This window comes from Novosphingobium sp. (genome assembly GCF_036733805.1).
GTDB lineage: Bacteria > Pseudomonadota > Alphaproteobacteria > Sphingomonadales > Sphingomonadaceae > Novosphingobium.
Map to the genome: position 1 here is coordinate 1 of NZ_DAIMZT010000110.1, position 4409 is coordinate 4409.

5 protein-coding genes are annotated in these 4409 nt (G+C 60.9%); 2 read left to right on the top strand and 3 right to left on the bottom strand.

Going from position 1 to position 4409, the window contains the following annotated elements; all coding sequences use genetic code 11:
- Together V7D69_RS15365 and V7D69_RS15370 are read left to right on the top strand one after the other, a co-directional pair.
- Positions 1–230 (top strand): hypothetical protein (locus V7D69_RS15365; protein WP_333606241.1); only part of this gene is annotated, 230 nt, incomplete at its 5' end.
- Positions 227–946 carry an MIP/aquaporin family protein gene (locus V7D69_RS15370; RefSeq protein WP_333606242.1) on the top strand — a complete coding sequence of 240 codons (720 nt, stop codon included), beginning with the start codon at positions 227–229 and terminating at the stop codon, positions 944–946. The genes V7D69_RS15365 and V7D69_RS15370, both read left to right, overlap by 4 nt.
- Before the next feature lie 349 nt (positions 947–1295).
- On the opposite strand, the gene V7D69_RS15375 is transcribed toward V7D69_RS15370, so the two are convergent.
- From V7D69_RS15375 to V7D69_RS15385, 3 genes are all read right to left on the bottom strand, one after another.
- The gene (locus V7D69_RS15375; RefSeq protein WP_333606243.1) at positions 1296–2453 is read right to left on the bottom strand and encodes a sensor histidine kinase; all 1158 of its coding nucleotides are present in this window, start codon (positions 2451–2453) and stop codon (positions 1296–1298) included.
- A 71-nt stretch (positions 2454–2524) separates the two neighbouring features.
- Entirely contained in the window at positions 2525–2878 is a 354-nt protein-coding gene (locus V7D69_RS15380) for a response regulator (protein WP_333606244.1), read from the bottom strand.
- 236 nt (positions 2879–3114) lie between these two features.
- A partial coding sequence (locus V7D69_RS15385) for an ATP-binding protein (protein WP_333606245.1) occupies positions 3115–4409 on the bottom strand: 1295 nt, incomplete at its 5' end.

A 4409-nucleotide genomic window follows, 5' to 3' on the forward strand; every position in this document is an offset into this window, starting at 1 on the left:
TTTCCGGCGAGCGGCCGAAGGCTTTGGACAGTTTGGCCGATCAAAGTTTCGATGCCGTGGTCACGATGGGCTGCGGCGACGCCTGCCCGTGGCTGCCGGCGCGCATTCGCGAAGATTGGGAACTGCCCGACCCCAAGCAGCTTCCCGATGTGCAGTTCCGCGAAATCCGCGACGAAATCGAGCGCCGCGTGACCGCGTTGCTCGATCGCCTTTCCGCGGCCAAAGCATGAAAGCCGGCTTGACCCGCGAGCTTTTGGCCGAATTTGTCGGCACCGCCGCGCTGCTGGCGGTCATCGTGGGTTCCGGCCACATGGGCGAAGTGCTGGCCAACGGAAACGCCGCGATCGCCCTGCTGGCCAACAGTACCGCCACGGGGCTCATGCTGTATGTGCTGATCGTGTTGTTTGCGCCTATTTCCGGCGCGCACTTCAATCCGATTGTCAGTCTCGCGTTTGCCTGGCGCAGCGCGATCGGCTGGCGCAAAGCTTTGCTCTACATCCCGGTGCAAGTAATCGGGGCGCTGGCCGGCGTGATCCTGGCGCACGCGATGTTCGGCTTGCCGCTGTTCGAGCTGGGCACTAAGGCCCGCATCGGATGGCCGCAGTATTTGAGCGAAGGCGTCGCGACGGCCGGCTTGCTGGCAACGATTTTTCTCGGACACCGCGCGCGGCCAAATGCACTGCCCGCGCTGGTGGGCGCTTACATCGCCGCCGCCTACTGGTTTACCGCTTCCACCGCGTTCGCCAATCCGGCCGTGACGATCGCACGCGCATTCACCGACACCTTCGCGGGCATCCGGCCCGTGGACGCGCCGGCGTTCCTGATCGCGCAGATAGCCGGTGCGGCGCTGGGGTTGGTGCTTGTTGCAGCGCTCACGGAACACAGTCCGATTGCGCATGGCATCCACAGCGCCCGCCGACGCAAACGCAAGGCCGTGGAGACGTGAGCGGTTCCGGCTGGCATCCGATAGATTTTAGGCATGGTCGCCTGCGCGGAGTGCCGGGCTTCGGCAGGAGCGAATGTTCAGCCGGCTGAACATGGTTTCGCAAAAAAATGGGCTAGTGCAGGATAGGTTTGTCGGTAGCAAGTGGACCCAATTTCGAGAAAAGTGGGCTAGTGCAGGATAGGGATAGCGCCCACGTTTGGCCCACAGTGGATGCATTCGCAATGTCAGCATGCTGACATTTTCCAAGGAAGAATGAGCTAGAGCAGGATAGGGATGCCGGGGACTTTCGGGACCAAATCGGCATCGCGCGTTCAAGCGCGCAGCGATTACCCGTACGACTACTTCCCGACTATTGATCCGAGGGCTGCTTCGGAAGCCGCACGGTAAAGGTCGTGCCTTCATTCATCGAAACGACCGAAACTGTCCCGCCGTGCGCGCCGACGATCGCGCGCACGATATACAAGCCCAATCCGATGCTGCCCTGAGTCCGTCGCTTTGCCGCTTCGGGTGTGGTGTAACGCACCAGCGGATCGAAGATCGTCGCCAGAGCGTCCGGCGGGATGGGTGTGCCCTCGTTGTGCACGCTCAAGATTACGTCCGCATCTTGCGAAGCGACGGCCAACTCCACCGGCCCGTCGGCCGACCCGTGCTGAAGGGCATTGCCCACGAGATTGGAAACCACCTGGCGAAGTCGGGCGTCATCCCAACTGCCGACAACATCGCCTTGCGAATTAAAGCGCAGCGTGCGCTGTGGGTGCGTCGAGCGAAATCCCTCGAACACTTCGCGACACAGCGTTTTCAGATTGACCCGCTCGCGCGAGAGCGGCATGGCGCTGCCCAGCCCGGTGGAAGCGAAGTCGATCAGATCATCGATCAAGCGCGAGATCACCTGCGTATTACCTTCGATCTGTGCCGTTGCCTCCTGTGAGCGTGAATCTCTTTCTGTCCGCGCGACCAGCCCCGCAGCCATGCGAATCACGGATAGCGGGTTGCGCAGGTCGTGGCTGAGGATCGCCAGAAACATGCGGCGGGATTGTTCGACGCGTCGGGTGAAGCTGGCGACAGCTTTGGCGAGCGACTGATCGATCGCTTCATTGAATCGGGTAATGTCGTCAATGTCGTTGACATCCGCTTGCGGAACACTCCTGCGCCACAGGCGCAGCACACTGGCACGCAAGGCGCGGTATTCGGAGACGACCTCCATGATGTCGAAGCCTGCGCCCACGCGCTCCAGGCCATGCGTTGTCGAGGACTCGTCGAGCCGGTCGCTCTCCGCGCCGCCTGCACCACCGTGGCCTCTGGATTTGCTCGCCTGCTGTGGAAGGCTTTGCTCGGTCTGCATATCTCGCGCGGTTGCCACCAGGATCTTCTCGGCGGCGTCACGCAGAGCGAGCGGTGTCATTTCCGCCCCGCGCGCGAGGCTGCGCGCGAACGTTTCCCACTCGGCGACGATGGGTTGGACGTTGGCGAGAATGAAGTCTGCCAGTCGCATCGTCCCCTCGAGCATTCTCGTCGAATCGCTGACTATACGCCGGGGGGGGAATTAACACTCGTCTGCCGCGGGCCCTGCAGGTCCGACTAAAGACGCTCCAGGACTTCGTACAGGTCTTGCGGCCCGAAGGGTTTTTGCAAAAAGGGATACTTGAAGAAATCCGGGGGAAGCTGTTCACGCAAGCTCCCCGAAATCACACACACCGGCACGTTCCGTTCTTCGAGAATCGCAAGCACCGCTTCCGACGTTTCTCCATCGGACAACTGGTAGTCGAGCACAGCCGCGTCGGGCTTTCCCTCACCCAGGATGCTCAAGGCGTCGGAAACACTGGTGGCGGGACCCAGCACCTTGCAGCCCTGATCCACCAGGGCCAGCGTTATGTAGGCGCCCAGGGTTTCATGGTCCTCCACCAGCAGCACTGTCGCGTCCGCCATGAGCATGGGCCCTCTCCGGTTCACGCCCTCACTGAGGATGCTCCTCGTCAGCGCGTGAACGGGCGGTCGATGATGGCGCACGCCTTAAGACGTGTGATTCGCATACCGATCAAAATCAAACCGCAACATCTGGGCTTGACTGCACCCCAACCGGCAATCTGGTGGCGCACGGGATGGCGACGAGAACGATCGTCCTTGACGAACACCGGGTGGCAACTAGATGCAGCCGCGCAAGCCGCGCGCTAACTTGTCAGCGCTTCCCGAACTTTCCGCGCAAGCTCTTCCAATTTAAAGGGCTTGGCGATGAAATGCGTATCCGGGTCAATCGTTCCGTTGTGAATGATCGCATTGCGCGTAAAGCCGGTTGTGAACAACACCTTGAGTTTGGGCCGATGTTTGAGAGCCTCATCCGCTAGCCTGCGTCCATCCATGTTGGGCATGACAACATCCGTAAATAGCAACGCCACATCGTCACGCTTCTGGAGGATCGCGAGTGCGGCGTCCGCACTGTCCGCTTCGAAGACCGTATAACCCAGCTCGCGTAACCCCTGAGCCGTGAGTTGGCGGACGTTGGGCTGGTCTTCCACAACGAGAATGGTCTCATCGTGTGTTCCAAGTGGCACTGCTTCCGAACGCGTGATCGGCTCTCGTTGGAATGCCCCCACATAGCGGGGGAAGTAGAGCTTCACGGTTGTGCCGTGCCCCGCTTCCGAGTAGATGCGCGCGTGGCCTCCGGACTGCTTGAGGAAACCGTACACCTGCGCCAGGCCGAGCCCTGTACCGCGGCCGACCGCTTTGGTCGTGAAGAAGGGTTCGAACGCCTTGCTGATTTGTTCGCCCGTCATTCCGACGCCGGTGTCGGAGACGGCTAGCAGTACATACTGGCCCGGCGGCACACTCATGTGGTCCGCCGCATAATGATCATCCAGATGAGCATTGGACGTTTCGATCGTCAGCCTGCCGCCGCCCGGCATGGCGTCGCGCGCGTTCGTAGCAAGATTGATGAGCGCGTTTTCGAGCTGATTCTGGTCGGCTTTGATGTTCCAGAGACCGCCGGCCAGGACGGTTTCGATCTGGACTTGCTCACCGAGCGTACGTCGCAGGATCTCCGACATGTTTCCCACCAGCCCATTCACATCGAGCGGCTTGGGCGACAGCGGTTGCTGCCGTGAAAAGGCGAGAAGGCGGCGCACAAGCTCTCCTGCATGCTGGGCGCTTTCTATCGCATCAGCGATGAACTTGCGGACCCGATCGATATCGCCGCGATCGATCGCACGTTCTGCTAGTTGCAAGGCGCTCATGATGATCGCCAGCGCATTGTTGAAGTCATGCGCCATTCCGCCCGTCAGTTGCCCAAGGGACTCCATCTTCTGCGACTGGGCGAGCTGATCCTGCGTTTGGCGCAGAGCTTTCTCGGCCTCGACACGTGCCGTAATGTCGCGAGTGATCTTGGCAAATCCGACGAGGCGGCCCTTGCTGTCATAAAGAGCATTGACAACAGCATGTGCGCGAAAGCGGCTGCCATCCTTTCGTAGCC